The sequence below is a fragment of the Xanthobacter sp. ZOL 2024 genome (assembly GCF_052932325.1).
This window is the reverse complement of sequence record NZ_CM128808.1, coordinates 1,475,364-1,501,590: the sequence shown is the minus strand read 5'-3', so window position 1 is coordinate 1,501,590 and position 26,227 is coordinate 1,475,364. Positions and strand designations below refer to the sequence as shown.

General features: G+C 67.9%; 25 protein-coding genes. 10 read left to right on the top strand and 15 right to left on the bottom strand.

The genetic code is table 11. From position 1 onward, the window contains the following. Window positions 1–11: 11 nt before the first annotated feature. Window positions 12–1,940, bottom strand: a complete 1,929-nt coding sequence (gene mnmG, locus ACU4E7_RS07115) for a tRNA uridine-5-carboxymethylaminomethyl(34) synthesis enzyme MnmG (protein WP_447021102.1) — start codon at window positions 1,938–1,940, stop codon at window positions 12–14. A 132-nt stretch (window positions 1,941–2,072) separates the two neighbouring features. After that, window positions 2,073–3,371: a tRNA uridine-5-carboxymethylaminomethyl(34) synthesis GTPase MnmE gene (gene mnmE, locus ACU4E7_RS07110; protein WP_447021101.1), complete on the bottom strand. Its 1,299-nt coding sequence runs from the start codon at window positions 3,369–3,371 to the stop codon at window positions 2,073–2,075. 243 nt (window positions 3,372–3,614) lie between these two features. Here mnmE and ACU4E7_RS07105 point away from each other — a divergent pair, with 243 nt between their 5' ends. Beyond that, window positions 3,615–5,681, top strand: coding sequence for a thioredoxin domain-containing protein (locus ACU4E7_RS07105; protein ID WP_447021100.1), 2,067 nt, complete (start codon window positions 3,615–3,617; stop codon window positions 5,679–5,681). Window positions 5,682–5,873: 192 nt separating this feature from the next. Here ACU4E7_RS07105 and dnaQ read toward each other — a convergent pair whose 3' ends face one another. From dnaQ to ACU4E7_RS07080, 5 genes are all read right to left on the bottom strand, one after another. Next, on the bottom strand, window positions 5,874–6,590 hold the full coding sequence (dnaQ, locus tag ACU4E7_RS07100) for a DNA polymerase III subunit epsilon (protein WP_238122404.1): 717 nt from the start codon (window positions 6,588–6,590) through the stop codon (window positions 5,874–5,876). A 67-nt stretch (window positions 6,591–6,657) separates the two neighbouring features. After that, window positions 6,658–7,281, bottom strand: a complete 624-nt coding sequence (coaE, locus tag ACU4E7_RS07095) for a dephospho-CoA kinase (RefSeq protein ID WP_238122405.1) — start codon at window positions 7,279–7,281, stop codon at window positions 6,658–6,660. 3 nt (window positions 7,282–7,284) lie between these two features. Next, window positions 7,285–8,133, bottom strand: a complete 849-nt coding sequence (locus ACU4E7_RS07090; RefSeq protein WP_447021099.1) for a shikimate dehydrogenase — start codon at window positions 8,131–8,133, stop codon at window positions 7,285–7,287. Continuing rightward, window positions 8,130–8,744: a Maf family protein gene (locus ACU4E7_RS07085; RefSeq protein ID WP_447021098.1), complete on the bottom strand. Its 615-nt coding sequence runs from the start codon at window positions 8,742–8,744 to the stop codon at window positions 8,130–8,132. The genes ACU4E7_RS07090 and ACU4E7_RS07085 overlap by 4 nt, the downstream gene beginning before the upstream one ends. Window positions 8,745–8,748: 4 nt before the next feature. Further along, a complete protein-coding gene (locus tag ACU4E7_RS07080) occupies window positions 8,749–9,603 on the bottom strand; it encodes a pyruvate, water dikinase regulatory protein (protein ID WP_447021097.1) in 855 nt (284 codons plus the stop codon). 335 nt (window positions 9,604–9,938) lie between these two features. Between ACU4E7_RS07080 and hemE the strand changes: the two genes are divergently transcribed. The 9 genes from hemE (at window position 9,939) to ACU4E7_RS07035 (ending at window position 17,520) form a co-directional block, all read left to right on the top strand. Further along, a complete protein-coding gene (hemE, locus tag ACU4E7_RS07075) occupies window positions 9,939–10,985 on the top strand; it encodes a uroporphyrinogen decarboxylase (protein ID WP_447021096.1) in 1,047 nt (348 codons plus the stop codon). A 19-nt stretch (window positions 10,986–11,004) separates the two neighbouring features. Continuing rightward, the gene (gene hemJ, locus ACU4E7_RS07070; RefSeq protein WP_447021598.1) at window positions 11,005–11,430 is read left to right on the top strand and encodes a protoporphyrinogen oxidase HemJ; all 426 of its coding nucleotides are present in this window, start codon (window positions 11,005–11,007) and stop codon (window positions 11,428–11,430) included. A gap of 256 nt (window positions 11,431–11,686) precedes the next feature. After that, complete coding sequence (gene rho, locus ACU4E7_RS07065) at window positions 11,687–12,955, top strand: transcription termination factor Rho (RefSeq protein WP_238122410.1); 1,269 nt, start codon at window positions 11,687–11,689, stop codon at window positions 12,953–12,955. 305 nt (window positions 12,956–13,260) lie between these two features. After that, the gene (locus ACU4E7_RS07060; protein ID WP_447021095.1) at window positions 13,261–13,821 is read left to right on the top strand and encodes a NifU family protein; all 561 of its coding nucleotides are present in this window, start codon (window positions 13,261–13,263) and stop codon (window positions 13,819–13,821) included. Window positions 13,822–13,922: 101 nt separating this feature from the next. Further along, a complete protein-coding gene (tsaB, locus tag ACU4E7_RS07055; RefSeq protein ID WP_238122412.1) occupies window positions 13,923–14,606 on the top strand; it encodes a tRNA (adenosine(37)-N6)-threonylcarbamoyltransferase complex dimerization subunit type 1 TsaB in 684 nt (227 codons plus the stop codon). Further along, complete coding sequence (gene rimI, locus ACU4E7_RS07050) at window positions 14,603–15,070, top strand: ribosomal protein S18-alanine N-acetyltransferase (protein WP_238122413.1); 468 nt, start codon at window positions 14,603–14,605, stop codon at window positions 15,068–15,070. The genes tsaB and rimI overlap by 4 nt, the downstream gene beginning before the upstream one ends. 153 nt (window positions 15,071–15,223) lie before the next feature. Then, complete coding sequence (locus ACU4E7_RS07045) at window positions 15,224–15,607, top strand: Fur family transcriptional regulator (RefSeq protein WP_238122470.1); 384 nt, start codon at window positions 15,224–15,226, stop codon at window positions 15,605–15,607. Window positions 15,608–15,618: 11 nt separating this feature from the next. Further along, the gene (locus tag ACU4E7_RS07040) at window positions 15,619–16,533 is read left to right on the top strand and encodes a lysophospholipid acyltransferase family protein (RefSeq protein WP_447021094.1); all 915 of its coding nucleotides are present in this window, start codon (window positions 15,619–15,621) and stop codon (window positions 16,531–16,533) included. A gap of 99 nt (window positions 16,534–16,632) precedes the next feature. Continuing rightward, window positions 16,633–17,520 carry an NAD-dependent epimerase/dehydratase family protein gene (locus ACU4E7_RS07035; protein ID WP_447021093.1) on the top strand — a complete coding sequence of 296 codons (888 nt, stop codon included), beginning with the start codon at window positions 16,633–16,635 and terminating at the stop codon, window positions 17,518–17,520. A gap of 5 nt (window positions 17,521–17,525) precedes the next feature. Here the strand turns inward: ACU4E7_RS07035 and trmB are convergent, their stop codons facing one another. The 8 genes from trmB to miaB form a co-directional block, all read right to left on the bottom strand. Beyond that, entirely contained in the window at window positions 17,526–18,236 is a 711-nt protein-coding gene (gene trmB / locus ACU4E7_RS07030) for a tRNA (guanine(46)-N(7))-methyltransferase TrmB (RefSeq protein ID WP_447021092.1), read from the bottom strand. Window positions 18,237–18,526: 290 nt separating this feature from the next. Then, window positions 18,527–19,720, bottom strand: coding sequence for a methionine adenosyltransferase (gene metK / locus ACU4E7_RS07025; protein WP_238122417.1), 1,194 nt, complete (start codon window positions 19,718–19,720; stop codon window positions 18,527–18,529). Window positions 19,721–19,825: 105 nt separating this feature from the next. Next, window positions 19,826–20,233 carry a helix-turn-helix domain-containing protein gene (locus ACU4E7_RS07020; RefSeq protein WP_238122418.1) on the bottom strand — a complete coding sequence of 136 codons (408 nt, stop codon included), beginning with the start codon at window positions 20,231–20,233 and terminating at the stop codon, window positions 19,826–19,828. 98 nt (window positions 20,234–20,331) lie between these two features. Then, complete coding sequence (gene lnt / locus ACU4E7_RS07015) at window positions 20,332–21,993, bottom strand: apolipoprotein N-acyltransferase (protein WP_447021091.1); 1,662 nt, start codon at window positions 21,991–21,993, stop codon at window positions 20,332–20,334. Window positions 21,994–22,128: 135 nt separating this feature from the next. After that, window positions 22,129–23,106 carry a hemolysin family protein gene (locus tag ACU4E7_RS07010; protein WP_447021090.1) on the bottom strand — a complete coding sequence of 326 codons (978 nt, stop codon included), beginning with the start codon at window positions 23,104–23,106 and terminating at the stop codon, window positions 22,129–22,131. A gap of 15 nt (window positions 23,107–23,121) precedes the next feature. Next, the gene (ybeY, locus tag ACU4E7_RS07005) at window positions 23,122–23,649 is read right to left on the bottom strand and encodes an rRNA maturation RNase YbeY (protein ID WP_447021089.1); all 528 of its coding nucleotides are present in this window, start codon (window positions 23,647–23,649) and stop codon (window positions 23,122–23,124) included. A 2-nt stretch (window positions 23,650–23,651) separates the two neighbouring features. Beyond that, on the bottom strand, window positions 23,652–24,674 hold the full coding sequence (locus ACU4E7_RS07000) for a PhoH family protein (protein WP_238122471.1): 1,023 nt from the start codon (window positions 24,672–24,674) through the stop codon (window positions 23,652–23,654). 62 nt (window positions 24,675–24,736) lie between these two features. Further along, on the bottom strand, window positions 24,737–26,146 hold the full coding sequence (gene miaB / locus ACU4E7_RS06995; RefSeq protein WP_447021088.1) for a tRNA (N6-isopentenyl adenosine(37)-C2)-methylthiotransferase MiaB: 1,410 nt from the start codon (window positions 26,144–26,146) through the stop codon (window positions 24,737–24,739). Window positions 26,147–26,227: the final 81 nt, after the last annotated feature.

Below are 26,227 nucleotides of genomic sequence, written 5' to 3'. Positions count from 1 at the left end.
GTTATCCACCGTCATGATGCGGCGCGGTCATCCGCCGCCCGCCGCGCGCCGCCCTCACGCCGGGCATAAGTCGCCAGCAGGGCCAGCGCGGCGGGGGTCATACCCTCCATCCGCCCGGCCTGACCCACCGTGCGCGGCCGCACCCGGGCGAGCCGCTGCTTGAGCTCGTTGGATAGGCCGGGCAGAGCGTCATACACAAGGTGCTCCGGCAGCAGCAGCGCCTCATCCCGCCGCAGCACCGCGATATCCGCCACCTGCCGCTGCAGATAAACGGCATATTTGGCGTCCGTCTCCAGCTGCTCGGCAATGCGCGGATCGAGCCCGCCCAGCTCCGGCCACACCTGGGCGAGCCGCGCCACATCCATCTCCGGATAGGCGAGGAGATCGAAGGCCGAGCGCCGCTGGCCATCGCGGTTCACCTGCAGCCCATGGCGCTGCGCCTCGGTGGGCGTGAGGCTGAGCTCTTCCGCCAGCCGTCGTGCCGCCGCCAGCGCCGCCATGCGCGCCTCGAACACCGCCGCGCGCTCCGCGCCAACCAGGCCGAGGTCGAGCCCCAGGGGGGTGAGCCGCTGGTCGGCATTGTCCGTGCGCAGGGTGAGGCGGTATTCGGCCCGCGAGGTGAACATGCGGTAGGGCTCGCTCACCCCCCGCGTCACCAGATCATCCGCCATCACGCCGAGATAGGCGGTGGCGCGGTCGATCACCACCCCCTCGGCACCGCCGGCACGGCGGGCCGCGTTGAGGCCAGCGAGCAGGCCCTGGGCGGCGGCTTCCTCATAGCCCGTGGTGCCATTGATCTGGCCCGCCAGGAACAGGCCGGGCGCCCGGCGCGCCTCCAGAGTGGGGGCCAGCTCGCGCGGGTCCACATGGTCATATTCGATGGCATAACCCGGTCGCAGCACCGCCACCTGCTCCAGCCCGGGAATGGTGCGCAGGAAGGCCACCTGCACCTCCTCCGGCAACGAGGTGGACAGGCCGTTGGGATAGACGGTGGGGTCATCCAACCCCTCCGGCTCCAGGAAGATCTGGTGGCCGTCGCGATCACCGAAGCGGACGATCTTGTCCTCGATGGACGGGCAATAGCGCGGCCCGGAGCTCTCGATGCGGCCGGAATACATGGCCGAGCGCGACAGGTTCGCGCGGATGATCTCGTGGGTGGCCGCCACCGTGCGGGTGATGCCGCATTCCACCTGCGGGTTGGGCAGGCGCGTGGTGAGCGCGGAGAACGGCTCGGGCGGATCATCGCCGGCCTGCATCTCCAGCGCCGACCATTGGATGGTGCGCCCGTCGAGCCGTGCCGGCGTGCCGGTCTTCAGCCGGCCGAGGGCGAGCCCCAACCGCGCCAGGGCAGGGGAGAGGCCGAGGGCCGGCGGCTCACCGATCCGCCCGGCGGGAAAGCTCACCTCGCCCAGGTGAATGAGGCCGTTGAGAAAGGTGCCGGTGGTCAGCACCACGGCGCCCGCCCGCAACCGGCGCCCATCGGCAAGCCGCAGGCCGGTGATGCGGCCGGCGGCCGTGTCGAGATCCGCCGCCTCGCCCTCGATCACCACCAGCCCCGGCTGCTGCGCGAGGGCCTGCTGCATGGCGCGGGCATAGAGACGACGGTCCGCCTGGGCCCGCGGCCCCCGCACCGCCGGGCCCTTGCGCCGGTTCAACACCCGGAACTGGATGCCCCCGGCATCGGCCACCCGGCCCATGAGCCCGTCGAGTGCATCGATCTCCCGCACCAGATGCCCCTTGCCCAGCCCACCGATGGCCGGATTGCACGACATGGCGCCCACCGTCGCCACCTGGTGGGTAACGAGGGCCGTGCGGGCGCCGGCGCGGGCAGCCGCTGCGGCGGCCTCGCAGCCGGCGTGGCCGCCGCCGACAACGACGACATCGAACGTTCCGCCATCAACGGGCAGGGCATGGGGCTGCAGGGGGCAGGGCGTGCTCATGCCTTCTGGAAACGCCCTTGCGCGCGGCGCGTCAAGATGGCGGGCGAAAGACGGCCGGGTTCGATGCCTGTTTCACGTGAAACAGCTTCGCTCCGGCCCGCTGCCCCGGCGTCCATGTTTCACGTGAAACCCCTATTTGCCGATGCAGAAGCTGCCGAACAAAGCGTCCAGCACATCCTCCACATCAATCCGCCCAATGAGCCGATCGAGGGCGCGGGCGGCCAGCCGCATCTCCTCGGCCTGCAGTTCCCCGGCCTCCCCCGGCAGCCGCACCGCCTGTTCCACATGAGCGAAGGCTGCCTCCACCTCCCGGCGTTGCCGGGCGCGGGACACCAGCGCCGGCTCACCCCCCGCCAAGGCGCTGGCGCGGGCTTCGATCTGCGCCAGCACTGCCTCCAGCCCGGTGCTATCGCGCACCGACACGCCTTGCCACCCGGCCGGCACCGGCCCGCCTTGATCGACCTTGGTGCGAAGGCGCAGGGCCGTGGAAAGGGCAGGGGGCGGCGGCTCCGCATCCTCGCTCAGCCACAGCACCACATCCGCCGCTTCCGCCCGCGCCAGGGCCCGGCGCACGCCCTCGCTCTCCACCAGGTCCGATGTCTCGCGCAGGCCGGCGGTGTCGAGCACCGTCACGGCCTGTCCGGCAATCTCGAAATGGACCTCCAGCACATCGCGCGTGGTGCCGGCCACCGGCGAGACGATGGCCGCCTCCCGGCCCGCAAGGCGATTGAGCAGGCTGGACTTGCCCGCATTGGGCGGGCCGGCCAGCGCCACCACCAGCCCGTCACGCACCCGCTCGCCGCGCCCGGCGTCCCGCAGCGCCTGGGCGAGCCCGGCGCGCACCGGCGCCAAGGCGGCGAGAATCTCTTCATCCAGGCCCTGCGGCACGTCCCCTTCATCGGCAAAATCGAGGCTCGCTTCTCGAAGCGCGAGGGCCCGCACCAGCCCGTCGCGCCAACCCTCCACCTGGCGGGAGAGGGCGCCCGAGGCGAGGGCCAGGGCCTGCCGCCGCTGCGCCTCGCTCTCGGCGGCAATCAGGTCGGCCAGCCCCTCCACCTCGGCGAGATCCAGCTTGCCGTTGGCGTGGGCGCGGCGAGTGAACTCTCCCGGCTGCGCCAGCCGCAGGCCGGGCCGGTCACCAAGCGCGCTCAGCACCGCGGCTACCACCGCCCGGCCGCCGTGCAAATGCAGCTCCACCACATCCTCCCCGGTGGCGCTGGCGGGGCAAGGGAAGAACAGCTGCAGCGCCTGGTCGAGAATGTCCCCCTCGGGTCCGCGCAGGGGGCCGAAGCGCGCCCGGCGCGGCGCCGGCAGCGCTCCCGCCAGCGCACGCAACGCCTCCGGCGCGCCGGGCCCGGAGATCCGCACCACGGCCACGCCGCTGGGCGGCTGGCCCGAGGACAGAGCGAAGATCGTATCGGCGGGCGCCATCCATTCCTCACCACGCTGCGCGGGTGGCTCACCCGCTAACTGGTGCGAGCTATGAACCAAGCCACCGCCATCGCCAAGCGCGCGGCGCGAGACCGGCTGTCTGCGCCGCGGCCCCTCGGCTCTTCCGCCGGCCGGCATTAGTCTTGCGAGACGGGGGACTACCCGCCGGCTGCCGTCACGCCATGTGTGGAGCCGGACAATCGCACGCCCGCTAGAGACCGCTCACGCCTCCAGGATCTGCCCATGACCCAGCCTTCCACGCCCCCTTCGCCGCCACCCTCCGCCAACCGCCTGGCGGGAGAAACCAGCCCCTACCTGCTGCAGCACAAGGACAACCCGGTCCATTGGTGGCCCTGGGGGCCGCAGGCGTTCGCCGAGGCACGGGCCACCGGCAAGCCCGTGCTGTTGTCGGTGGGCTACGCCGCCTGTCACTGGTGCCACGTGATGGCCCATGAGAGCTTCGAGAATGCGGAAACGGCGGCGCTGATGAATGCGCTGTTCGTCAACATCAAGGTGGATCGGGAAGAGCATCCCGATGTGGATCAGATCTACATGTCGGCCCTGCAGCAGCTGGGCGACCATGGCGGCTGGCCGCTGACCATGTTCCTCGATGCCGAGGGCCGGCCCTTCTGGGGCGGCACCTATTTTCCGCCCATTGCCCGCTATGGACGGCCGGCCTTCACGGATGTGCTGCGCCAGATCTCCGCCGCCTATCGGGATGAACCGGACAAGATCGCCAAGAACACCGACGCCATCCTGGATGGGCTCAGGGCGGCCAGCGCCCCGGCCGCCGGCGAAAGCCTCGGGCCACAGGAGCTGGCGATAGCCGCGGCGCGCATCGCCGCGCGGTTCGATCCCGTCCACGGCGGGCTCAAGGGCGCCCCCAAATTTCCCCAATGCGGCCTATTGGAATTCCTCTGGCGGCGCGGCCTGCGCGAGGGGCAGCCGGAGCTGCGTGCGCACATGACCCATACCCTCGACCGCATGTGCGAGGGCGGCATCTATGATCACATCGGCGGTGGCTTCGCCCGCTATTCCGTGGACCAGATCTGGTTCGTCCCGCATTTCGAAAAGATGCTCTCCGACAATGCGCAGCTGCTGGAGCTGCTGGCGCTCGCGCATCTCGACACCGGCGCAGCCCTGTTTGCCCGGCGCGCGGCGGAAACGGTGGACTGGCTGCAGCGCGACATGCTCACCGAGGAAGGCGCCTTCGCCGCGAGCCTCGATGCCGACAGCGAGGGCCACGAAGGCCGCTTCTATGTCTGGAGCGCCAAGGAGATCACCGCTCTGCTGGGGGCGGAGGACGCCGCCATCTTCAACCGCTTTTATGATGCGACACCCGCCGGCAACTGGGAGAGCGGCAATATCCTCAACCGCACCGATGCCGGCGCCATCAGCCCCGAGGACGAGGGGCGGCTCGCCCCAATGCGGGCAAAACTGGCCGCGGCGCGCGCCCGCCGGCCGCCGCCGGGTCGCGATCACAAGATCCTGGCGGACTGGAACGGCCTCACCATCGCCGCCCTGGCGCGCGCCGGCGGCGCCCTGAACCAACCGGCCTGGATCGCTCTTGGTGCCCAGGTGTTCGAGGCCATGCTGCGGCAGATGACGCCGGGCGGGCGGCTGGTGCACAGCCTCTGCGCGGGCAAGCGGGTCGGCCCCGCGCTTTCCTCCGACCTCGCCGCCATGGCAAAAGCGGCCCTCGCCCTGCACGAGGCCACCGACGCGCCCGCCTATCTGGCGCACGCCGCACGCTTCCTCGACACCCTTGAAGAGCACCACCGCGATGCGGCCAGCGGCGCCTATTTCCTCACCGCCGACGATGCGGAAGACCTCATTCTGCGCCCGCTCACCAGCCACGACGAAGCGGTGCCAAACCCCAATGGGGTGGCGGTCGATGCGCTGATGCGCCTCGCCGCGGTGACGGGAAAGGATCTGTGGCGCACCCGCGCCGATCGCATACTCGCCGGCCTTGCCGGGGCGGTCGCGGGCAATATTCTCGCCCATGGCGCGCTGCTCAATGCCTTCGACACCCGGCTCGGCCTCGCCGAAGTCACCGTGGTGGGACCCCGTGCGCCCGAGCTGAAAGCCGCTGCCCTGGCGCTGCCGTTTCCCCTGCGTGCCCTGCGCACCGCCACGCAGGCCGACGCGAACGGATCGGACAGCTTGATGGCCGCCCGTCTGGCGGCGGCACCCGAGGGCGGCGCGGCCTTCGTCTGTATTGGCGAACGCTGCACGCCACCGATCACAGATCCAGCGGCAGTGCGGGGGACGGTGCTGGGCCTGCTCACGTCACACGGGGCGATCAACTGAGCCCAAAACGACCATGGGCCTTAGAATCGATTCTAAGGCCCATGGAGCGGAAAGACGGGTTTTATGAAGAATGGATCGGATAAGGGATCAGATTGCCGTCCTGAGAGTTCTCATTCGATCAATTTTTTCGATGTTCGTGGCTGAGGTTATCTATTTTTCTTATCAGGCGACAGCCTCATCAATACCGCCCGCTCACCCCGGCTGATCCTCCGCCGGGGGCTCATATTTCAGCCACAGCGCCTTCTCGCCCATGGAGGCGACGAAGGCCGCGTGAGCGGTGGCCTCCTCGGCATGGATGCGCGGCGGCAGTGGTGTCGGACGCGGCCGCACCGCCTTCGCCTCCACCACCAGCCGCGGCGCTTCGCTTGAATCTTCCACCAGCCCCATCAGGCTGGCCTGCCGGCCGCCGAGCAACTCGCTGTAGACCTCGGCCAGCAATTCAGCATCGAGCAGCGCGCCGTGCTTCACGCGGCGCGAGCTGTCGATGCCGTAGCGGTTCATGAGGTCGTCAAGACGATTGCTGGTTCCGGGGTGCTTGCGCCGCGCCAGCGCCAGCGTATCCACCACCCGGTCGCGGGCGATCAGCGGCCGGCCGATGCGCTCCAGCTCCGCATTGAGAAAGCCGATGTCGAACGCGGCATTGTGAATCACCAGCGTGTCATCGGCGATGAAGTCGAGGAACGCGTCGGCCACGGTGGCGAACACCGGCTTGTCGGCGAGGAACTCGCTGGACAGGCCATGCACGTTGAAGGCTTCCACCGGCATGTCCCGCTCGGGATTGATATAGACGTGATAGACCGTGCCGGTGAGGATGCGGTTGACCATCTCCACGCAACCGATTTCCACCAGCCGGTCACCGCCGCGCGCTTCCAGGCCCGTGGTTTCCGTGTCGAGCACGATCTCCCGCATGTCTCGCCTCTCCGCGCCGGATGCCCATGTGATCCCTCACCCGTGATGCACCCCGGGAAGCCGGGGTTCAAGATGAGGTCGGCGATCCCTCCACCGGCAGGCGGCGACCGGGCCCGCAAAGGGCGCGCAGCACGCCGGCCACCTGGTGGCGCGCGGCCTCGAAGCCGCGCCCGGTATCGACGATGAAATGCGCCCGCCGCCGCTTTTCCGCATCGGGCATCTGCTTGGCCAGAATGGCGTGGAACTTATCCTGCGTCATGCCCGGCCGGTCCAGCACCCGCCCGCGCTGCACCTCCGCCGGCGCACTCACCACCACCACCGCATGGGTGCGCCGGCTGCCGCCGGTCTCGAACAGCAAGGGGATGTCCAGCACCACCGCCCGCGCGCCACGGCCGCGCGCCCGCGCCAGAAACGCGAGCTCCTGCGCGCCCACCAGCGGATGAACGATGGCTTCCAGCCGCGCCATGGCGGCGGCATCGCCCAGCACCCGCGCGCCAAGCGCCGTGCGATCCACCACGCCATCGCGCACCACGCCGGGGAATGCGGCTTCCACCGGCTCCACCGCCGCGCCACGATAGAGCATGTGCACGGCGGCATCCGCATCATGCACCGGCACGCCGAAGCTACGAAACATGGCGGCAGTGGCCGATTTGCCCATGCCGATGGAACCGGTGAGACCGAGGATCCACATGGCTTACGCCTCCAGCTGGCCCTTGGCCCTCAAATCCTCCACCAGCAGCGCGCGCAGCTCCGGCGTCACGTCCGGGCGCACGCCAAACCAGCGCTCGAAGCCCGGCACCCCCTGGTGCAGAAGCATGCCCAGGCCATCCACCGTGCGCAGCCCGCGAGCTTCCGCCGCCTTCAGGAACGGCGTGCGCAGCGGCACATAGACGATGTCCGTCACCACTGCTTCTGCCCGCAGCGGGGCAAGGTCGAGCTCCAGGGGCGCCTTGCCCTTCATGCCCAACGAGGTGCAATTGACCAGCACGTCCGCTGCGCCAAGCACGTCGCCCACATGCCGCAATTCCATCGGCTTGACAGTTGCGCCATAGGGCGCCGCCACCGCTTCCGCCCGCGCCAGGGTGCGGTTGGCCAGGATCACGCGCTCAAACCCACGCCCCACCAGAGCGTGAACCACCGCCCGCGAGGCGCCGCCCGCGCCCAGCACAACGGCCGTATTGCGCGAGCCATCCCAGCCCGGAACGGTCGCGTCGAGATTGGCGAGAAAGCCGTAGCCATCGGTATTGGCGCCGCACAGGCGCCCATCTTCCAGCCACAGCGTGTTGGCCGCCCCCAGCGCCACCGCCGAAGCATCCGCCTCGTCGAGCATGGAGAAGGCGATTTCCTTGTTGGGCGCCGTCACATTGCAGCCCACATACCGCCGTGCGCCGAGCCCGCGATACCACGCGGCCGCCCCTTCCGGCGGCACGTCCTCCCGCTCATAGGCACCGGCGATGCCATAGCGCTCCAGCCAATAGCCATGCAGCAGCGGCGATCGGGAATAGCTGACCGGATGGCCGGTAATGCAGGCCCGACGGGTCACGGCAGCAGCCCCTGCTCGCGGAAGAACGGCAGCAGCTGCAGCAGCGGCAGGCCGAGAATGGTGAAATGATCACCCTGCACACGGGTGAACAGATGCACGCCCACGGATTCCAGCTGATAGGCCCCCACCGAGGTGAGAACCCGCTGGCCGGCGGCGCCCAGGTAGGTGTCGAGCATATCTTCCGTCAGCGGCCGCATGCTGAGATAGGCGGAGGTGACCACCTCGAACACCACCGCGCCATCCATCACCACTGCCGCCGCCGAATGCAGGGCGTGGGTCGCCCCCGACAGGCTCTGCAGCTGGCTGCGCGCCGCCTCCACGCTGTGGGGCTTGTGGTAGATCTCGCTGCCGAGGGCCAGGGTCTGGTCCGCCCCCAGCACGATCCGCCCGGGCATCGCCGCCGCGCCCGCCATGGCCTTGGCCCGCGCCAGCATCAGGGCGACGCTTTCCGGCGAGACGTCGCCGGCGGCGATCTGCAGGCTGCGTTCATCCACATCTGTGGCGATGGTTTCCACCGGCAGGCCCGCATGCACCAGCAGGCTGAGCCGGGTCGCGCTCTTGGAGGCCAGAACCAGCGGCTGCTCGCTGCGCCAGAGGGATTTGGTGTCCATATGTTCAGGTCTCGGCGATGGCGCGACGACGGCGCTCGTTATAGAGCGCCATGATGGTGGCGGCGGTCTCCTCGATGGACCGGCGGGTCACATCGATAAGGGGCCAACCATTACGGGCACATAGCCGGCGTGAAAAGGCTATTTCCTCGGAAACGGCCTGCCGGTCTGTATAGGAAGACGCCGCATCGGCGGCATTGAGGCCCAGAAGCCGGTTCTGGCGGATCTCCACGATCCGCTCCGGGGTCGCCACCAAGCCCACCACCAGCGGCTTCTTGAGGCTCTCCAGCCCCGGCGGCAGCGGCATGTTGGCCACCAACGGAATGTTGGCGGTCTTGATGCCCCGATTGGCGAGATAGATGGAGGTGGGGGTCTTGGAGCTGCGCGACACCCCCAGCAGCACCACATCGGCGGTTTCCAGATCGTGCGTCATCTGCCCGTCGTCATGCATGACGGTATAGTTCAACGCGTCGATCCGCTTGAAATAGCCGGCGTCGAGGGAATGCTGGCCGCCCACCCGCGGGGTCGGCTCACCCCCGAGATAGGATTGGAACAGCCGCACCACCGGTGCCAGCACCGACATGTAAGGCACGCCCACATCCTGGCAGCGCGCCTTGAGGCGCTCCCGCAGCTCGCGATCCACCAGGGTGTACAGCACGATGCCGGGGTTGTTCTCAATCTCGCTCAGCACCCGCTCGAGCTGCTTCATGGAGCGCACCAGCGGATAGACATGCTCGATGGGTTGCACGTTCGCATATTGCGCGCAGGCGGCCCGGCCGACGTTGATCAGGGTTTCGCCGGTGGCGTCGGATACGAGGTGCAGGTGGAAGTAACTGGGATTGGGCGATCTGGGATCGGGCACGTTGTCCACCGCTGCTGTGGAAGGCTGTTGAGGAAGGCATGCCCCCTGGCGGGGCGCAAGCCGGCCCTGGGGAAAGGGGGGAAGTCTGTCCACATTTTGACTCGGGGGGGACAGATTCCATGCCCCCCTGTGCGTCATTGTGAATAGCACGCCAGGGCGGCACGTTAATCCTTTGTTAACCGGGCCTCGGCGCCCCTGGGGCACGGGCATAAATGGCCCACTTGAATCGGGATCACATGTGGATCGGTTGTCGATGGCCCTGCGACTGGTTAATCAACCGTAAAGACTCCAAAGACTCTCTCTTTAAAATATATCTCTTAGATTGAAGGCACGGGATGAGCCGCTCTCCGGTGACACGATCACCCTTCCTCGCCGTCCTGGACGGAACCCCCCTTAATCCGCCGCCTCTCTGGATGATGCGCCAGGCCGGCCGCTATCTGCCGGAATATCGCGAGGTGCGGGCCAAGGCGGGGGATTTCCTCACCTTGTGCTACACGCCGGAGCTGGCCGCCGAGGTGACGCTGCAGCCGATCCGACGATTCGCCTTCGATGCCGCCATCATCTTTTCCGATATCCTGGTGGTGCCCCATGCCCTGGGCGTAGGCCTGAGCTTCGCGGTGGGCGAGGGGCCGCGGCTGGAGAAGGTGGACGATGGCGCGCGCCTTGCCCGCCTGCCGAGCACCCTCGATCCGGCTCGGGTGGGCCCGGTCTATGACGCCATCGCCCGGGTGCGGGCCGCCTTGCCGCCCGAGGTGGCGCTGATCGGCTTTTGCGGCGCCCCCTGGACCGTGGCCACCTACATGGTGGCGGGGCAGGGCACTGATGATCAGGCCCCGGCGCGTCTTCTCGCCTTGCGGGATCCCGCCCTGTTCCAGCGCCTCATTGATCATCTGGTGGAGGCCTCCATCGCCCACCTTTCGGCGCAGATCGAGGCCGGCGCCGATGCCGTGCAGATCTTCGACACCTGGTCCGGCGTGCTGGATCCGCTGTCGTTCGAGCGCTGGTGTGCCGAGCCACTGCGCCGCATCGTCAGTGGCCTGAAGGCGGCGCACCCGCAGGCGCGGGTCATCGCCTTTCCCAAGGGCGCGAGCCTGGAGGCGCTGGAGCGTCTGGCGGCCACCGGTATTCAGGCGGTCGGCCTCGACTGGACCGCGGACCGGCCGGCGGCGCGGGCGCGTCTTGGTGAAAAACTGGCGCTGCAGGGCAATCTCGATCCGTTGCGACTGATTGCCGGTGGCGCGGCCCTGGAGGAGGAGATTGACCGGATCCGCACGGATTTTGCGGGCACCCGGCACATCTTCAACCTCGGTCACGGCATCAAGCCGGAAACACCCATTTCCCATGTGGAAACCATGGTGGCGCGGGTGCGCGCCGCCCGCTGAGGGCCGCCTGGAGGACATGATGCTTTATTTCTGGATCAAGGCCTTGCACGTGATTGCGGTGATCGCCTGGATGGCGGCGCTGCTCTACTTGCCGCGGCTTTTGGTCTATCACTGCGATGCGCCGGCGGGCTCAGCCCAGTCGGAAACCTTCAAGGTGATGGAGCGGCGTCTTCTGAAGGCCATCGGCACCCCGGCGATGATCGTCGCCTGGCTGGCCGGCCTCTATCTGGTGGTGGAGGGCGGCTGGATCACCCAGGGCTGGCTGCATGTGAAGCTGCTGCTGGTGGTGCTGCTGTCCGCCGTGCATGGGCTGGAGGCGCGCTGGGTGCGTCAGTTCGCGGCGGATGCCAACATCCATTCGGCAAAATTCTACCGCGTCATGAACGAGGTTCCGACCCTGCTGATGATCGGCATCGTCATCTGCGTGGTGGTGAAGCCGTTCTGAAGCCAGACCGCGACGAAGGAAGCAGAAGGAAGCACTTGCGCTGGGGCGCAAGCGTGAATATGTTCGCGCTGCTTTCCTCAACGCAGGCGAACGCGCTTTTGGCTGTCCGGTTCCGCTGTGGATCGGCCCGCGCGTCAGGTTCAAGCCGTCGCTCCGGCTGCCCCTGAAGACCTGCGATCCCCGTCCCTCCTCAGATGCCCGCTCCGTGTCCCCCACCGAGCAGGTACGCCCCAAGACTTAATCGAGGCTTTCCCATATGCGGGAAGTGAAACTTCAAGACCTTAAATCCAAAACGCCTGTCGAGCTGCTCGCCTTCGCCGAAGAGAACGAGGTGGAGAATGCGAGCACGCTGCGCAAGCAGGAACTGCTGTTCGCCATCCTCAAGCAGCTGGCGGCCACCGAAACCGAGATCATCGGTGAAGGCGTGGTCGAGGTATTGCAGGATGGATTTGGCTTCCTGCGCTCGCCGGAGGCCAATTATCTGCCCGGTCCGGATGACATTTATGTCTCCCCCTCGCAGATCCGCCGCTTCGGCCTGCGCACCGGCGATACGGTGGAAGGGCAGATCCGCTCACCCAAGGAAGGTGAGCGCTATTTCGCCCTGCTCAAGGTCAACACCATCAATTTTGAAGACCCGGACAAGACCCGGCACAAGATCAATTTCGACAATCTGACGCCGCTTTATCCCGATGAACGCCTCAAGCTCGAGCATGAGGAAAACGCTGGCAAGAAGGACTTCTCCGCCCGCGTCATCGACATCGTGGCGCCCATCGGCAAGGGCCAGCGCGGCCTCATCGTGGCGCCGCCGCGCACCGGTAAGACGGTGCTTTTGCAGAATATCGCCAAGTCCATCACCGCCAATCACCCGGAATGCTACCTCATCGTGCTGCTCATCGACGAGCGGCCGGAGGAAGTCACCGACATGCAGCGCTCGGTGAAGGGCGAGGTGATCTCCTCCACCTTCGATGAGCCCGCCGCCCGCCACGTGCAGGTGGCCGAAATGGTCATCGAGAAGGCCAAGCGCCTGGTGGAGCATGGTCGCGACGTGGTGATCCTTTTGGATTCCATCACCCGCCTCGGCCGTGCCTACAATACGGTGGTGCCGTCCTCCGGCAAGGTGCTCACCGGTGGCGTGGACGCCAACGCGCTGCAGCGCCCCAAGCGCTTCTTCGGCGCCGCCCGCAATATCGAGGAAGGCGGCTCGCTCACCATCATCGCTACGGCGCTCATCGACACCGGCTCGCGCATGGATGAGGTGATCTTCGAGGAGTTCAAGGGCACCGGCAATTCCGAGGTCATCCTCGACCGCAAGGTGGCCGACAAGCGCGTGTTCCCGGCCATCGACATCACCCGCTCCGGCACCCGCAAGGAGGAGTTGCTGGTTCCCGCCGACACCCTCAAGAAGATGTATGTGCTTCGGCGCATCCTCAATCCCATGGGCACCGTGGACGCCATCGAGTTCCTGCAGGACAAGCTGCGGCAGACCAAGACCAACCAGGACTTCTTCGATTCCATGAACACCTGAGGCAAGGCCCGGGCTGCCCGGGCCGACCTTGGTGGCATTGGCCATCGACCGACAACCGCCCGCGGCCCCGACGCCGCGGGCGGTTCTTTTTGGGAACGAACTGGCATCGCCCGCCGGTCCGCGATTCGGACGCGCTCTGTTCGTGGGGCGTGCTTCAGCGGCAGGCCGCCGTGTCAATTCGGGACATTCCGGAAGCCGACCCTTCCGCTCGGCCGTGGGGCGACTTATCTTGAAGGTCATGACAGGGCGCTGAGGTGCCCGGCGGTCGCCGGCCCGTGCCCCTCCGATTTTTTGAGGATTTGGCCATGTTCATTCAGACTGAAGCCACGCCCAATCCGGCGACGCTGAAGTTCCTGCCCGGCCGCGATGTTCTCGGCGAGGGCGTGCTCGATGTGCGCACCGCCGACGACGCCGGCGTTTCGCCGCTGGCGCAGCGCCTGTTCGAGGTGCGGGGCGTCGACGGGGTGATGCTGGGTCCGGATTTCGTGACCGTCACCAAGGGCCAGGGCGATTGGCGGCAGCTGAAGCCCGCCATTCTCGGTGCCATCATGGAACACTTCATGTCCGGCGCGCCCATCGTCACCGAGGGCATGGCGCTGGAAGAGGCCGAGGGCGAGGAATTCTTCGATCGGGCCGACGAGGAGATCGTCGCCACCATCAAGGAGCTGCTCGACACCCGGGTGCGCCCGGCGGTGGCCAATGACGGCGGCGACATCACCTTCCGCGGCTTCAAGGACGGGGTGGTCTACCTCAACATGAAGGGCTCCTGCTCGGGCTGCCCGTCCTCCACCGCCACCCTCAAGAACGGCGTGGAAAACCTGCTGAAGCACTTCGTTCCGGAGATCCGCGAGGTTCAGGCGGCCTGAACGGGATCCGCCATTAACCGTTTGAACCGAGGGATGGCGCTCTTCCCCTTCCGTTTGCGCGCATTTCAGGCAATCGTGGGACGGAGAGGGGCTCCGCGTTCATGTTCATTCTGGCCATAGACACCGCGCTTTCGGCGTGTTCCGCCGCCGTGCTCGACGCCGAAAACGACGGTGTCATCGCCGGTGATTCGCTGCTGATGGAACGCGGCCACGCGGAGAGCCTCATTCCGCTGGTGGAACAGGTGATGGGCCATGCGGGGCTCGATTTCGAGCACCTCAGCCGCATCGCCGTCACCGTGGGCCCCGGCAGCTTCACCGGCCTTCGGGTCGGCCTGTCAGCAGCGCGGGGCTTCGCGCTGGCCGCCAACCGTCCGGTGGTGGGCGTCACCACCCTGGCGGCCCTGGCGGCACCGTTCCTGGCGCTGGATGACGCCATTCCCGTGGTGAGCGCTGTCGATGCCCGCCACGGCCACGTCTTCCTGCAGATGTTCGGCGTCGGCGGCCGCACCCTGATTGCCCCGCGGGTGACCTCGGTGCGGGAGGCGGCGCGGGCGGTGGCCATCGGCCCGGCCCGTCTGGTGGGCTCCGGCGCGCAGCTGGTGGCCGAGCTCTGGCCGGCTGGCGAGCAGCCGCCGGTGTCGGTGGATGTGGTGCCGGCACCCGACGTGGCCTGGGTGGCCCGGCTGGGCGCGGCGGCCGATCCCGAGGTGGCGGAGGCCAAGCCGCTCTATCTGCGGCCGCCGGATGCCAAGCCTCAGGACAAGGCCCGTATCGCCCGCCGATGATGGCCCTCATCGACCATTTCTTCCCGCCCGCGCCGCTGCGCTATCGCGACGGCGGGCCGGCGGATGCGGCGGCATTGGCCGCGCTCCATGCCACGGCCTTCGCCCGCGGCTGGGAGATGGAGGAGTTCGAGCGGCTGTTGTCGGAACGCGCCGCCCGCGCCCATGTGGCGGTGGCCGGCGGCAAGCTGGTGGGGTTCGTGCTGTCCCACGTGGTGGCGCCGGAAGCGGAGATCCTGTCCATCGCCGTGGCCCAGGCTGCCCGGCGCCGCGGCATCGGCCGCGGGCTTCTCCAGCATCATCTGGGGCGGCTGGCGGCGGAGGGCGTGACCACCTCCTTTCTGGAGGTCGAGGCGGGCAATACGGCCGCGTTGCAGCTTTATGGTGCGTTCGGCTATGGCGAGATCGGCCGCCGCCGGGGCTATTATGCGGGCGTCGATGCCCTGTTGCTGCGCCGCGATTTCTGAGCGATGGCGGGCGGTGGCGCCGCCCGCTGTTCGAGAAGCCCTTGCAGCAGGGCGTCGTCAAGGCGATAAGGCGAACATGTCGCGCCGGTTTTGCGGAGGTGCCGCGTGAGCGGAAAAGTGAGTGTCATCGAAGAGGCGTGCCTCGCAAAGGGCATGCGGATGACCGAGCAGCGCCGGGTGATCGCGCGCGTGCTGTCGAGCGCCGACGACCACCCCGACGTGGAGGAACTGCACCGCCGGGCCGCCGCCATCGACGACAACATCTCCATCTCCACGGTCTACCGTACGGTCAAGATGCTGGAGGATGCCGGCATCATCGAACGTCATGACTTCGGCGATGGTCGCGCCCGCTACGAGCAGATGCCCGACGAGCACCACGACCACCTGATCGACATGCGTTCTGGCCGGGTCATCGAGTTCCGCTCCGAAGAGATCGAGAAGCTGCAGGACGAGATCGCCCGCCGCCTCGGCTTCAAGCTGTGCGGCCACCGGCTCGAGCTCTATGCGGTGCCCATCGACGACGAGGGGCCGAAATAGGCGCCACCGCCATGAAGTCCGATCCGGCTGATGCCGACGCTGGCATTCCCCCGCTGGGGCGGGAGTGCCCGCGGGGCACCCGCATCCTCAACGGGCTGCGCATGGGCGCGGTGCTGCTGGTCATCGGTGCCGCCACCCTGGTGGGGCTGCCGCTGCAATGGCTGGCGTTGGCCCTGAACCTGCCGCTGCGGCGCCAGATCCCCCGCCTGTATCACCGCATCCTGCTGTGGGCCCTGGGCGTGCGGGTGCATGTGCATGGCGCGCCGGCCGCTGCCCGGCCGCTGCTGCTGCTCTCCAATCACAGTTCGTGGCTCGATATTCCGGTGGTGGGCGCATTGATGCCCCTGTGCTTCGTGGCCAAGAGCGAGGTGGCGGGCTGGCCGCTGATCGGCCTGCTGGCCAAGTTCCAGCGCACGGTGTTCGTCGACCGCCAGCGCCGCCACGCCACCGGGGCCGTCAACCGGGAGATCGCCGCCCGGCTGCAGGGGGGCGATCCGGTGGTGCTGTTCGCAGAGGGCACCTCCAGCGACGGCAATCGGGTGCTGCCGTTCCGCACCGCGCTGGTGGGCGCGGTGGGCGAGGCCTTCGCCAGCCAGGCCTTCGCCAGCCATGAGGCGGTGACGGTGCAGCCCCTGGCGGTGGCCTACACCCGCGTGCAGGGCCTGCCCATGGGCCGCACCCATCGTCCGCTCGCGGCCTGGTATGGCGACATGGACCTGGCGCCTCATCTTCTGGATGTTCTGCGCCAGGGCGCCTTCGATGTGGACGTCACCTTTCTGCCACCGATGCAGCTCGATGCGGGACACGACCGCAAGAGCGTGACCCGCGCCGCCGAGCGAGCGGTTCGTCAGCAGGTCACGGCGCAGCTCGCCGGCCGTGCGAGCGCGCCGGTTTCTGCCGTTCATGGACCTGGCGAAACAGCCTGAGCCTTCGCATGATGACGTTTTCTTCACGCGAAGCGGTGTCCCCTGCGCTTGAAGAAAGTTGAGCGACATCCATTCACCAGATCAGCCGGGAGCGCGCCCATGACCCTGTCCCTTGCCGCCGTGGGCTTCGGCTATTGCGCTCGGCATCTGCTGGCCAGCCGACCGCAGGCCTTCGCACCGGTGGTCGGCACGGCGCGGCAGGAACAGAGCTTGAGCGGGCTGCCGGCGGGGGTGGAGGGCGCGGTGTTCGACGGCACCCGCCTGGACCCGGCATTGGCACAGCGGCTCGCGGTCCGCGATGTGCTGCTGCTTTCAGCCCCCCCCGATGCGGCGGGGGATCCGCTGCTGCGGCTGGCGCTGCCGGCGCTCACCCGCTCAGCCGCCGAGGGGCGGCTGCGGCAGGTGGTCTATCTCACCACCCTTGGGGTCTACGGCGACCATCAGGGCGCGTGGGTGGATGAGACGACCCCGCCCCGGCCCGGCAGCGCGCGGCTGCAGCGGCGGCTTGATGCAGAGGCGGCGTGGTTCGATTTCGGAGCCCGGCACCAGGTGCCGGTGGCGGCATTGCGGCTTGCCGGCATCTACGGCCCGGGCCGGAATGCGTTGGCGCAGCTGCGCGCCGGCACCGCCCGGGTGATCGACAAGCCCGGCCAGGTGTTCAATCGCATCCATGTGGAGGACATCAGCCGTGCGGTGATGGCGGTGATCGCCCGGCGGTTCGACGGCGTGCTGAACGTGGCCGACGACCTGCCGACCGCGCCGGGCGACCCGATCGCCTACGCGGCGCAGCTGCTGGCGCTGCCGGCACCGGAGCCGGTGCCGTTCGCCGTGGCGGCCGCCACCATGAGCCCCATGGCCCTGAGCTTCTGGGGAGCCAGCAAGCGGGTGTCGAACCGTCGCCTGAAGACGGAGCTGGGGGTGGCGCTGGCCTATCCCACCTACCACAACGGGCTCGATGCCCTGGCGGCGGCCGGCGAGGGGGCCTGAGCCCCTCAGGGCCGCGCGAAGGTGAGATAGGTTGGAATACGCCCTTCCTGCAGGGCCTTGGCTTCATAGCGGGTGCCCGGCCACTCGGGATAAGGCATGGTCCAGTCGCTGGCGACCCGCGCGGTCCAGCGGAACAGGCCATGGGCACGGACGGTGGCGAGGGTCCAGCCCACATAGTCCGGCACGTCGGAGGCGACCCGCAGCACGCCGCCGGGGCGGATGACCCGGGCCAGGCGATCCAGATTGTCGGGCCGCACGAAGCGGCGCTTCCAATGCCGCTTCTTGGGCCAGGGATCGGGATAGAACAGGTCGACGCCGGCCAGGCTGGCGCGGGGCAGCTGGTCCAGCAGCAGCGCCGCATCGGCGTCGAACAGGCGGATGTTGTCGAGGTTCGCCGGCTCCAGATCCACCAGCATCCGGGCCATGCCGTTGACGAAGGGCTCCACGCCGAGAAATCCGACATCCGGCCGGCGCCGGGCGTGGTCGATCAGGTGCTCGCCGCCGCCGAAGCCGATTTCCAGCCAGAGCGCCTGCGGCCGCCGCGGGAACAGGGCCAGCGGATCGTGCGCCGCAGCAAGCTCGAAACGGTAGCGCGGCAGCAGCCGGCTCATGGCGTCCAGCTGGGTGGTGCGCAGCGCCTTGCCGACCCGGCGGCCATAGAAGGCGCCGGGGCTCAGGGCATCGGTGGGCGAGGCCCGGTTCGCGGGATTTGCCAAGTTCAGGGTTCTCGTCTTGCGCCAGCGCACCGCCGGCGGTCATGTCCACGCCCGAAAGCACCGCGCGAGTGAGCGCTACCCGAGTGAACGCTACCGTAGCGGTCGCACAATGCCCCTGCCGGGCGTTGCAGAGGAGCCCTTCCCAGGAGGGTACCAGAGGGCGGCCCTCGCAGACAGGCAGCATCGGAAACGGGCAGGTCTCAGAAACGGGAGTTGTCAAAAACGGGAGTTGTCAAAAATGCCCACGGCCGGGCAAGCCCGGCCATGGTGACGACAACGGGTGGGGCGGCTCAGGCCAGCGCCGACTTGAGCTCGTCCACCAGGTCGGTGCGCTCCCAGGAGAAGCCGCCATCGGCCTCGGGGGCGCGGCCGAAATGGCCATAGGCAGAGGTGCGGGCATAGATCGGCTTGGTGAGGCCGAGATGCTCGCGGATGCCGCGGGGGCGCAGGTTCATGACCTCGCGCAGCACCTTCTCCAGCTTCGCCTCTTCCACCTGGCCGGTGCCGTGCAGATCCACATAGACCGCCAGCGGGTCGGACACGCCGATGGCGTAGGCGAGCTGGATGGTGGCGCGATCGGCGAGGCCGGCGGCGACCACGTTCTTGGCCAGATAGCGGGCGGCATAGGCCGCCGAGCGGTCCACCTTGGTGGGGTCCTTGCCGGAGAAGGCACCACCGCCGTGGGGCGCGGCGCCGCCGTAGGTGTCGACGATGATCTTGCGACCGGTGAGGCCGCAGTCGCCATCGGGACCACCGATCACGAACTTGCCGGTGGGATTGACGTGCCAGATGGTGTCCTTGCTGATCCAGCCGGCGGGCAGGGTGTCGCGGATATGGGGCTCGACGATGGCCTGCACATCCTGGGACGAGAGCCGCTCATCCAGGTGCTGGGTCGACAGCACGATCTGGGTGACGCCCACCGGCTTGCCGTCCTCATACCGGACGGTGACCTGGCTCTTGGCGTCGGGGCCGAGAGCGGTGGTGGTGCCGCTGTGGCGGGCCTCGGCCAGGGTCTTGAGAATCTTGTGGGCGTAGAAGATCGGCGCCGGCATCAATTCGGGGGTCTCGCGGACCGCATAGCCGAACATGATGCCCTGGTCGCCGGCACCTTCATCCTTGTTGCCGGCGATATCCACGCCCTGCGCGATGTCGGCGGACTGGGAATGCAGCAGAACGTCGACGTCGGCGTGCTCCCAGTGGAAGCCGTCCTGCTCGTAGCCGATGTCCTTGATGGCCAGACGCGCGGTGTGGGCGATCAGATCATGGGTGATGGTGGACGGGCCACGGGTCTCACCGGCAATCACCACCTGATTCGTCGTCGCGAGGGTCTCGCAGGCGACCCGCACCTGGCTTGGATCCCAGCCCTCGGTTTCAGCGGTCCGGAAGAACAGATCCACCACTTCGTCGGAGATGCGATCGCAGACCTTGTCGGGGTGACCCTCGGAAACGGATTCGCTGGTGAACAGGTAGGATTGACGCGCCATGTTTCGGCCTTTCTTGCGCCCGCGCCGCGTTGCGGAGGGTTCTTCTCGCAACGCGGCGGGGAGCGGTCAAGATCGCCGAAGCGAAAACGTTCGTCAAATCGAAGGTCAGGTCTCCGCCTCGCCGGCGATAGCGATGACGAGGTCCACGATACGCCGGCGCACGCGGGCGTCGGAAATGCGCATGAAATTGCGCGTCAGGGTCAAGCCATCCGAAGTCGCAAGGAAGTCGGAGACGTAGGCCGGCGATTGCGCTTCCGCGAAACCGTCAGTCTCGGGCCCCACGGAAGGGGCCCCTTCGAAAAAGAACGCCACGGGCACGCCCAGCACAACGGAGATCTGCTGCAATCGGCTCGCCCCGATGCGGTTGGTCCCCTTTTCGTACTTCTGGATCTGCTGAAACGTGATGCCGAGGTGCTCGCCCAGTTTCTCTTGGCTCATGCTGACCATCATGCGGCGCATCCGCACGCGTGCTCCAACATGCTTATCAATAGGGTTCGGCGCCTTCTTGGCCATGGTCTCTCCGGCTATGTCGGAAAAGAGTATTGTTACTTCGCAATGCGAAGGCTGCCCTGATTGACCGCGAACATAGGCATACAATCACTAGGCGTCGATCAACTTTTGCGTGCAATGCATCCATAAAGAGGTACAAGCGCAAGGAGAAGGGCGCCAAAAAGGAGTGAGAATTCGACCTTGCTGCCTAGCCGTGCAGCCGGCGGAACCGTTTTCAGAGATTGAGGTAACGGACCATCGACGACTGCGCGCTCGCCCAGCGGACCATATGCGACAATACGCCCCAGTGGGTCGACGATGGCGGAGATGCCCGTATTGGCGGCGCGCACCAGCGGAAGCCCTTCCTCAACGGCACGTAGACGGGCCTGAGTGAAGTGCTGATAAGGCCCTGGGGTTTGTCCAAACCAGGCGTCATTCGTGACGTTCAGCAGCAGCCTCGGCCGCTCGCCGGGGGGAATCACATTGCCGGGAAAGATAATTTCGTAACATACCAGGGGTGCAATCAAAGGTAGTCCTGGGGCCTCAAGGGCGCGGAGTGCGGGTGCCGCGGAGAACCCGCCCCGTACACGTGTGAGTTGCTCAAGGCCGAGACGCTCCAAGGTATTCTGGAACGGCAAATACTCGCCAAATGGGACCAAATGCACTTTATCCGTGCTGCGCAGCACGGCCCCGTTGTGGTCGATCACGCGGATGGAATTGAAGAAGGGCGAGTATTGGTCCGGCGGCGGCGCGCCATGCCGCACCGCGCCCGTCAGGAGCGTCACGTTATCCGGCAAAGTATTCGCGACGGCCTCGGCGGCCCAGGGTTCGCGCTCGTAGATGAAGGGCAGCGCGCTTTCCGGCCAGATGAGGGCGGTGACGTCGCGCAAGCCTTCCGGGTATCGCAGCGACCGACCGGCGCTCAGGGCCAGGTAATCGTCGAGAATTTCCCGCCGGCGGCCATAGTTGAACTTCTGGTCCTGGGCGAGGTTCGGCTGCATGATCCGCAAGGCCACACCCGGCACGTCACCCACCGGGGTCGTGGCGAGCCGCACGGCGCCGGCGCCGGCGGCGAGCGCGATCAGCGCCGCCGCGAAGCCCATGGGCCAGGCCGCCCGGCGCCGTCCGCTCAGCGCCAGCGCCGGGGTCGACAGCAGCAGCAGAGCGAAGAAGGTGAGACCCCACACGCCCATCAGGGCGGCGGCCTGCATCAGCCGCAGGTCCTGGGCGAAGGCATAGCCGTAGGTGTTCCAGGGAAAGCCCGTCAGCACATGGCCGCGCAGCCATTCGGCGAGGGAGAGGCCGAAGCTGAAAGCGAACAGCCGCCACGGCCCGTTGGACCACAACAGCCGGGCGAGGGTGGTGCCGAGCGCCGTGAACAGGGCGAGGCCCGCCGGCATGGCGATGACCGCCAGGGGCAAGAGCCAGCCGAAGACGTCGGCCTCCACCAGAAACGCCGCGCCGATCCACCATAGGGAGGCGAGGAAATAGCCGAAGCCGAAGCACCAGCCCACCGCGGCCGCCGCCTTCAGCCGCGCCCGCAGGGGTCCGGTGGTGCCGTCCAGCAGCAGCACCAGCAGCGAGAACGACACCGCCAGCACCGGCCACAGGCCGAAGGGCGGCATGGCGAGCGCGCCGAGCGCGCCGGCTACCAGCGCCAGGAGCGCCCGCCGTCCGCCACGCAGGCCGCCGATGGCCGCCGCCCAGCGGACGCCGCGCCCGCCGGCGGGAACGGTCGGGGCGCCAGAGGGGGGCGGGGGAGGGGCGGTGTGGCTGGTGGTCATGGCGGCTCCCGCACTGCGGCGCAGCATCCGGTGGTCGCCGGATGCTCCAGGCGCAGCTTCAGGCGGCCAGCTTTAGGGGGCAGGTGTGAGGAAAAAAAGAACGCGTCCGGTGCCCCGTCCGGTGCCGCCGCGTCGTCAGACCTCCCCGGAGGCGATGCTCTCGGCCGCCCTGCCCGGCCGGGCCGGGGGGATGATCCGCAGCTTCTTGACCCGGCGGGGGTCGCCGTCGAGCACCTCCACCTGATATTGACCCGGCAAAGTAATGATCTCGCCGGGCTGCGGCACCCGCGCGGCGATGAGCACGACGAGGCCGCCGAGGCTGTCCACCTCTTCCATCGCCTCCTCGGAAGCGAAGCTGGGTCCGAGGATCTCCACGATCGATTCGAGCGGGGCGCGGGCGTCGACGAGATAACTGCCGTCGGGCTGGGCCTCGAGCAGGTTCTCGGGCGCGTCGTCGTGCTCGTCCTCGATCTCGCCGACGATCTCCTCCACCGCGTCCTCGATGGAGACGAGGCCGTCGGTGCCGCCGTATTCGTCGATCACCAGGGCGAGATGGGTGCGCGCCGCCTGCATGGAGACCAAGAGGTCGACGGCCGGCATGGAGGGCGGAACATAAAGGATGCGGCGGATCAGGGCGGCATCTTCCAGGCTGCCGTCGAGGTCCACCGCCGACAGCTCCAGCTTCTTGCCGGGCGGCGAATTGGTGATGCCGCTGGCCAGGTGAGCCACCAGATCGCGGATGTGCACCATGCCCACCGGATCATCCAGCGTGTCGTCATAAACCACCAGCCGCGAGTGGGCGACGGAGACGAACACCTTGAGCAGCTCGCCCAGCGAGATGTCCTTGCGCACCGCGACGATCTCGGCCCGGGGGACCATGATGTCGCCGATGCCTACCTCCTTTAAGTGCAGGATGTTGCGCAACATCTTGCGTTCGGAGGGGGTGAATTCGCTCTCCTCCTCAGGCGCGCTCGACGCGGCGTCCAGCACCTCCGTCAGGTCGGTGCGCAGCGAGCCGTGGGGCCGGAACGTGCCGAGGAGGGCACGCAATCGATCGAGAAAACTTTGCGGCTCCGCGGAGCTGGTCTCGGTCGGTTGGTCGGTGTTCGACATGGTCTTTCTTCAGCTTCAGCCACCGTCCTGCGGCAGGCGGTAGGGATCGTCGATCCCCAGCCCGGCGAGGATCTGGCGCTCCAAGCCCTCCATTTCTTCAGCTTCGTCGTCTTCGATGTGATCATAACCCAGGAGGTGCAGCGTGCCGTGCACAACCAGATGGATCAGATGGTGTTCCATGCGCTTGCCGTCCAGGTCGGCCTCGCGGGCAAGCGTTTCATAAGCAACGATCACGTCGCCCATGGGCTGAGGCGCGCCGTCCACGTCCTCCGGCAGCTCCGGCGCGGGAAAGGACAGCACGTTGGTGGGCTTGTCCATGTCGCGCCATTCGCGATTGAGCACCTGGATGTGGGCATCATCGGTGAGGGTGATGCTCATTTCCGCCGGGGTCGGCACCTCCTCCGGCACCGCGCCAAGGGCAGCGAGGGCGGCGCGCACCGCCAGCCCCTCCGCCTCCGGCAGGCCGGTCCACAGGGGGGATTCCGCCAGAACGTCGATCTCGATGCCGTCGGGGGGCACGCCGGCGATTGCGGCTTCTGCCATGATCAGGTCTCCTCCGGCCGCAGCGGCCGGGTGGTGCCGACCCGCTCATAGGCGGCGACGATGCGGGCCACCAGCTCGTGACGCACCACGTCCTCGGCCTTGAAGGTGCACACGCCCACGCCCTCCACCTCGCCCAGCAGGCGCACGGCCTCCGCCAGGCCCGAGGTCTGGGCGCCGGGCAGGTCGGTCTGGCTGGGATCACCGGTGACGATCATGTGGGAATTCTCGCCCAGGCGGGTCAGGAACATCTTCATCTGCATGGAGGTGGCGTTCTGCGCCTCGTCCAGGATGACAGCCGCATTGGAGAGGGTGCGCCCACGCATGAAGGCGAGCGGGGCGATCTCGATCTCGCCGGCCTGCAGCGCCCGCTCCACGAAGGCTCGATCCATCAGGTCGTACAGGGCATCGTAGATGGGACGGAGGTAGGGATCCACCTTGTCCTTCATGTCGCCGGGCAGGAAGCCGAGCCGCTCGCCGGCCTCCACCGCCGGACGGGAGAGGATAATGCGATCCACCATCCGCCGTTCCAGCAGGTGCACCGCATAGGCCACCGCCAGCCAGGTCTTGCCGGTGCCGGCCGGCCCCACGCCGAACACCAGGGTATGCCGCTTGAGGGCGCGGATATAGGCATCCTGCGCGGCGGTGCGGGCACGGATGGGCCGTCGCCGGAGCTGGATCTCATCGAACGACTGGCGCTGGGCGGCGGGATCGAAATCGAACAGCGAGCCCTGGGAGGTCACTTCCCGGATGGCACCGTCCACATCCCCCTGGGCGATGTCGCGGCCCTTCTTCAAGGCCTCATAAAGGTGCTCCAGCACCGCGCGGGCCTGCTCGCAATTCTCCCGATCCCCTTCCAGGGTGACGTGATTGCCGCGGGAATCCGCCTTCACCCCCAGCTTGCGCTCGATGAGCGCGAGGTTGCGGCCGTAGTGGCCGAACAGCTGGGTGGCCAGCCGATTGTCATCGAAGGCCAGCACCACCTGGGCGGTGGCGTCGCTTTCGGTGGTGGCCCAAGGCGCCGTCACCGCCGCACGGGCCGGGCCTGCGGCGGGGGGGCGATCGCGATCACTGCCGGGTCTGCGCAAGCTCAGGCCTCCATGGCCGCCGGGGATGAAGAAGGCTCGGACCGGGGGCGCGGCGCGCGCGGGGGCGTGGCGATGGCCTCGCAACGCCCGGCGAGGCTGTTGGGCCCCACCTCGGTGATGGTGACGGTGATGATGTCGCCGATGGTCGCCGGCGGGTCGTTCACCACCACGCTCTGGAGATAGGGCGAGCGGCCGATGAGCTGGCCGTCCTGGCGTCCCGGCTTCTCCAGCAGGATGTCGAAGGTGCGCCCCAGGCAGGAGGCATCGAAGGCGGCCTTGGAGGCCTCCAGGGCCTTCTGCAGGGTGGCGAGCCGCGCGCTCTTCACCTCTTCCGGCACCTGGCCGGCATGGTCCGCCGCCGGGGTGCCCGGGCGCGGGCTGTACTTGAAGGAATAGGCGCTGGCGAAGCCGATCCGCCGCACCATGTCCATGGTGTCCTCGAACTCCGCATCGGTCTCGCCGGGGAAGCCGACGATGAAATCCGACGAGAGGGCGAGATCCGGCCGCGCGGCCCGCATCTTGTCGATGATGGCGAAATAGGCGTCGCGGCCGTGCTTGCGGTTCATGGCGGCGAGGATGCGGTCGGAGCCGGACTGCACCGGCAGGTGCAGATAGGGCATCAGCTGCGGCAGGTCGCGGTGGGCGGCAATGAGGTCGTCGTCCATGTCCCGCGGGTGCGAGGTGGTGTAGCGCAGCCGCTCCACCCCGGAGATTCCGGCCATCTCTTCCAGCAGCCGGGCGAGGCTCCAGGTCCGGCCATCGGGCCCTTCGCCATGGAAGGCATTGACGTTCTGGCCAATGAGGGTGATCTCGCGCACCCCCTGGTCGGCCAGCCGCCGGGCCTCGTCGAGGATCTTTGCCGCCGGGCGGGAGACCTCGGCGCCGCGGGTATAGGGCACCACGCAGAAGGTGCAGAACTTGTCGCAGCCTTCCTGCACCGTCACGAACGCGGCCGGCCCGCGCGAGCGGGTGGCGGCGCGGGTGGGCGCCGGCAGGTGGTCGAACTTGTCCTCCACCGGAAAGTCGGTATCCACCATCTTCCGGCCGGTCTCGGCCGCGCGCAGCAGGTCGGGCAGGCGGTGGTAGCTCTGGGGGCCCACCACCAGATCCACCACCGGGGCGCGGCGCATGATCTCGGCGCCCTCGGCCTGGGCGACGCAGCCGGCCACCGCGATCATGGTGTCGGAACCGGCTTCCTGCTTGGCTTTGCGCAGGCGGCCCAGCTCCGAATAGACCTTGTCGGCGGCCTTCTCGCGGATGTGGCAGGTGTTGAGGATGACGAGGTCGGCCTCGGCCGGGTCCTGGGTCTCGGTGAACCCCTCCCGCGCCAGGGTGTCCGCCATACGATGGGAATCGTAGACGTTCATCTGGCACCCGAAGGATTTCACATAAAGCTTGCGGGGCTTCTGCATAGTCGCGTGTCTGTCGGCTCTCACTCTCGCGCCCGGGCGCGACGTGATCGTGACGCCAGATCTGCTCGCCCCCTCTTTTCG